Here is a 4,697-nt window from a genome sequence, read left to right on the forward strand (position 1 = left end):
GGCCCGGGACGACGGGCTCAGCGGCCGCGCAGCGCGCGGTAACGGGCGACCAGCTCGGCGGTGGAGCTGTCCAGCTGCTCGGTGCCCTCGCCGGTGAGCAGCACCGGCTCGATCCGCTTGGCGAGCACCTTGCCCAGCTCGACGCCCCACTGGTCGAAGGAGTCGATGTTCCAGATCGCGCCCTGGACGAACACCTTGTGCTCGTAGAGGGCGACCAGCTGGCCGAGCACCGAGGGGGTGAGCTCGCCGGCCAGGAGGGTGGTGGTCGGGTGGTTGCCCTGGAAGGTCTTGTGCGGGACGAGCTCGGCGGGCACGCCCTCGGCCGCGACCTCCTCCGGGGTCTTGCCGAAGGCCAGCGCCTGGGTCTGGGCGAAGAAGTTGGCCAGCAGCAGGTCGTGCTGGGCGACCAGGCCGGCGGGCAGGTCGGCGACCGGCTTGGCGAAGCCGATGAAGTCGGCCGGGATGACCTTGGTGCCCTGGTGCAGCAGCTGGTAGTAGGCGTGCTGGCCGTTGGTGCCGGGGGTGCCCCAGACCACCGGGCCGGTCTGCCAGTCCACCGGGGTGCCGTCGCGGGTCACCGACTTGCCGTTGGACTCCATGTCCAGCTGCTGGAGGTAGGCGGTGAACTTGGACAGGTAGTGCGAGTAGGGCAGCACCGCGTGCGCCTGGGCGTCGAAGAACGCGCCGTACCAGACGCCGAGCAGGCCGAGCAGCAGCGGGACGTTCTGCTCCGGCGGGGCGGTGCGGAAGTGCTCGTCGACCAGGTGGAAGCCGTCCAGCATCTCGCGGAAGGCGTCCGGGCCGATGGCGGTCATCAGCGAGAGGCCGATCGCCGAGTCGTAGGAGTAGCGGCCGCCCACCCAGTCCCAGAACTCGAACATGTTGGCCGTGTCGATGCCGAAGTCCTGCACGCCCCGGGCGTTGGTGGACAGCGCGACGAAGTGCTTGGCCACCGCCTCGGTGCCGGCGCCCAGGCCGCCGAGCAGCCAGTCCCGGGCGGAGACCGCGTTGGTGATGGTCTCGATGGTGGTGAAGGTCTTCGAGGCGACGATGAACAGCGTCTCGGCCGGGTCGAGGTCGCGGACCGCCTCGTGCAGGTCGGCGCCGTCCACGTTGGAGACGAAGCGGACGTCGAGGTCGCGCTTGCTGTACGAGCGGAGCACCTCGTAGGCCATCGCCGGGCCGAGGTCGGAGCCGCCGATGCCGATGTTGACGACGGTGCGGATCGGCTTGCCGGTGTGGCCCTTCCACTCGCCGCTGCGGACCCGGTCGGCGAAGGCGGCCATCTTGTCGAGGACGGCGTGCACCGCGGGCACCACGTTCTCGCCGTCGACCTCGACCACGGCGCCGCGCGGGGCGCGCAGCGCCGTGTGCAGGACCGCCCGGTGCTCGGTGTTGTTGATCTTCTCGCCGCGGAACATCGCGTCCCGCAGCTCGGCGACACCGGTGGCGGCGGCCAGCTCGCGCAGCAGCCCCAGCGTCTCGTCGGTGACCAGGTGCTTGGCGTAGTCCACGTGCAGGTCGCCGACCTGGAGCGTGTAGCGGCGGCCGCGCTCCGGGTCGGCGGCGAACAGCTCGCGCAGGTGGGTGGCGCCCAGTTCGGTCCGGTGCTTGGCCAGGGCGGCCCACTGCGGGGTGCGGTCGAGCGGGGTGCGGGCGTCGGCGCGGGTCTCCGACATCGGTGGGTCCTCGATTCATCTGGGTGCAGAAACCGGCAGGGCCAGGCGTGAGGGTTCGCCGAGGTCGTGCGGGTACTGGTGGTGCGCCGACTCCGTTGACGGCCTGCCCGGGTTCAGCCTATGCAACCCCGGGGCCGGTCGTGCGCATTCCGCCCGGCCCCGGCTGCCGCCCCGTCACTTCCGTTCGGAGCGCAGGTCGAGTCCGCGCAGCACCTCGTCGACCAGCTCCGGATCGGCGCCGGGCTCGCTGCGGGCGGCGAGCATCTCGCGGCGGGAGGCGGCGATCATCTCCTGCTCGACGTCCCGGGCGGCCCGCCACTGGGCCATCCGCAGCTTGGCCTCGGCGGCCTCCTCCTCGGCGTAGTTCTCCGGGCAGAGCCGGGCCAGCCGGTCGTGCTGACGGTCCCGCAGGCGGTCGGCGACCTCGGCGGGCAGCCGGTCCTGCTCCTCCAGTTCGCCGAGCCGGTTGAGCCCGGCCTTGGCGGCCCGCCACCAGAGCTGGCGCACCGCCTGCTCGTGCTTGTCCTGGTCGATGTCCAGCTCGAACCGCTTGGCCAGCCAGGGCAGGGTGAGGCCCTGCACCAACAGGGTGAAGAGCACCACGCTGAAGGCGATGAAGACCAGCCGGCCGCGCTCGGGGAAGTCCTCGCCGGAGTGCAGGGTGAGCGGGATGGCGAGCGCCAGGGCGACGGTGGCCACGCCGCGCATGCCGGACCACCAGAGGATCACGCTCTCCTTCCAGCTGAACGGCGTGTCCTCCTCGTCGCCGGAGCGCAGCCGCTTCGACAGCCAGCCGGCCGGCAGCAGCCAGAGCAGCCGGACCGCCACGACCACCGCGATGACCACGGCGGCGTCGCCGATGAAGCCGGTCCAGCCGCGGCCGGCCTCCTTGAGCACGGTGGCCAGCTCCAGGCCGATCAGTCCGAAGGCGACGCCGGTGATCAGGATCTCGACCACCTCCCAGAAGGCGTTGCCGACCAGCCGGTAGGCGACGGCGTCCGCGTCGGAGGCCCGCTCGGCGAGGTAGAGCGCGCAGACCACGACGGCGAGCACGCCGGAGCCGTGGATCTCCTCGGCCAGGGTGTAGGCGGCGAAGGGCACCAGCAGGTTGAGCGCGACCTGCTGGGTCGGGTCGTCCAGGCGCTCGGCGAGCTTGGTGTTGACCCAGCCGAGCGCGACTCCGACCACCACGGCCAGCACCGCGGACAGCACGAAGCGCAGCACCGCGTCGCCGCCCGAGAAGTCGCCGCTGACCATGGCCTCGATGGACAGCGAGTAGATGACGATCGCGGTGACGTCGTTGAACAGCCCCTCGCTCTCCAGGATCGCCACCAGGCGGCGGGGCAGCCCCACGCTGCCGGCCACCGCGACGGCGGCGACCGGGTCGGGCGGGGAGACCAGCGCGCCGACCGCGATGGCGGCGGCCAGCGGCAGGGCGGGCAGCAGCCAGTGCACGGCACCGGCCACGGCGACCGTGGTGACCACCACCAGGCCGATCGCCAGCAGCAGGATCGAACGGGCGTTGGCCTTGAAGTAGCGCACCGAGGAGCGCCGGGCCACCGCGAAGATCAGCGGCGGCAGGACCAGCGGGAGGATCAGCTCGGGTTCGATGCTGACGTCCGGGATCTGCGGGACGAGCGCCATGACGATGCCGAGCAGGGTCATCAGCACCGGTTGTGGCACTCCGGTCTTCCGACCGAGCGGCATGGTCACCACGGAGGCGAGCAGCACCAGGAAGAACAGGGGCAGCTGGCCCACGGGGAGGTTCCTCTCGACGACGGACGGCTGAGCGCCGTCCAGGATAAATCTGACAATGTGCCCATCAGTGTCGACACGCTGAACAAAAGCTTGACCTCAAGCGCACTTCAGGCCCGAGGATCGTCGACAACGGATGGATCAAGAAGGCTCACGAAGGTTCGAGAAGGATCGAGAAGGGGCGGGAAAAGGCATGAAAGCGGTCACCGTGACGGGGAGCGGCGGTCCTGAGGTCCTACGGGTCACCGAGGTGCCCGACCCGGAGCCCGGGCCGGGCGAGGTACGGGTACGGGTGTACACGGCCGGGGTGCAGCCGGTGGACCTCGCGATCCGGGAGGGGTTCCGTCCGCCGGGCCTGGCGGTCGAGCCGCCGTTCGTCCTCGGCAACGAGTTCGCCGGGGTGGTCGACGCCCTCGGACCGGACGCCGGCGACTGGCGGGTCGGGGACGAGGTGCTGGGCTTCCGGGTGCTGGGCTGCCAGGCCGACCGGGTCGTGGTCGACGCCGGCCGGCTGGTCGCCAAGCCCGCCGGGATGCCGTGGGAGCAGGCCGGCTCGCTCTCCGCCTCCGGCCAGACCGCGCACCTGGCGCTCACCGAGCTGGGCGTCGGCCCGGGCGACACCGTGCTGGTGCACGGCGCCGCGGGCGGGGTCGGCACGGTCGCCGTCCAGCTGGCCCGCGCCTGGGGTGCCACCGTGGTCGGCACCGCGAGCGAGCGCAACCACGCGTACCTGCGGGAGCTGGGCGCGGTACCGGTCGCGTACGGCGAGGGGCTGGTGGAGCGGGTCCGGGCGGCGGCACCGCAGGGGGTGACCGCGGCCTTCGACGCCGCCGGGCGGGGCGCCCTGGAGGCCTCCGTCGAACTGGTCGCCGACCGGGACCGGATCGGCACCGTGGTCGACTACCCGGGCGCCGAGCGGCTGGGCGTCCGGGCGCTGCGGGGCGAGCGGACGGCCGGGCGGCTGGCCGAGCTGGTGAAGCTCTGGGAGGCCGGCGCACTGCGGCTGGAGGTCGAGGAGTCGTTCCCGATCGAGCGGGTCGCCCAGGCCCACCGGCTGGTCGGCTCCGGGCACGTCCGGGGCAAGGTGGTGCTGACCATGTGAGCGCGCCGGGCTCCCCGCCCCGGGCCGATTGTGAGTTTCAGCCGCTGACCAGGTAATGTTCTCCACGTCAGCAGGCGCCGCTAGCTCAGTTGGTTAGAGCAGCTGACTCTTAATCAGCGGGTCCGGGGTTCGAGTCCCTGGCGGCGCACAGACAGCCGGAA

The 4,697-nt window shown here is 72.0% G+C and carries 3 protein-coding genes and 1 tRNA gene; 2 read left to right on the top strand and 2 right to left on the bottom strand.

The genetic code is table 11. The features are described from left to right. Positions 1–17: 17 nt before the first annotated feature. On the bottom strand, positions 18–1,679 hold the full coding sequence (pgi, locus tag ACFU7Z_RS36540) for a glucose-6-phosphate isomerase (protein WP_074005110.1): 1,662 nt from the start codon (positions 1,677–1,679) through the stop codon (positions 18–20). A 174-nt stretch (positions 1,680–1,853) separates the two neighbouring features. Then, positions 1,854–3,437, bottom strand: coding sequence for a Na+/H+ antiporter (locus tag ACFU7Z_RS36545; RefSeq protein ID WP_074005109.1), 1,584 nt, complete (start codon positions 3,435–3,437; stop codon positions 1,854–1,856). Between the two features lie 190 nt (positions 3,438–3,627). Between ACFU7Z_RS36545 and ACFU7Z_RS36550 the strand changes: the two genes are divergently transcribed. Together ACFU7Z_RS36550 and ACFU7Z_RS36555 are read left to right on the top strand one after the other, a co-directional pair. Beyond that, positions 3,628–4,536, top strand: a complete 909-nt coding sequence (locus tag ACFU7Z_RS36550; protein ID WP_380782358.1) for an NADP-dependent oxidoreductase — start codon at positions 3,628–3,630, stop codon at positions 4,534–4,536. Positions 4,537–4,610: 74 nt separating this feature from the next. After that, positions 4,611–4,684 (top strand) — tRNA-Lys (locus ACFU7Z_RS36555). Positions 4,685–4,697: the final 13 nt, after the last annotated feature.

The organism is Kitasatospora sp. NPDC057518, from assembly GCF_042802075.1.
In the GTDB taxonomy this organism is placed as follows: domain Bacteria; phylum Actinomycetota; class Actinomycetes; order Streptomycetales; family Streptomycetaceae; genus Kitasatospora.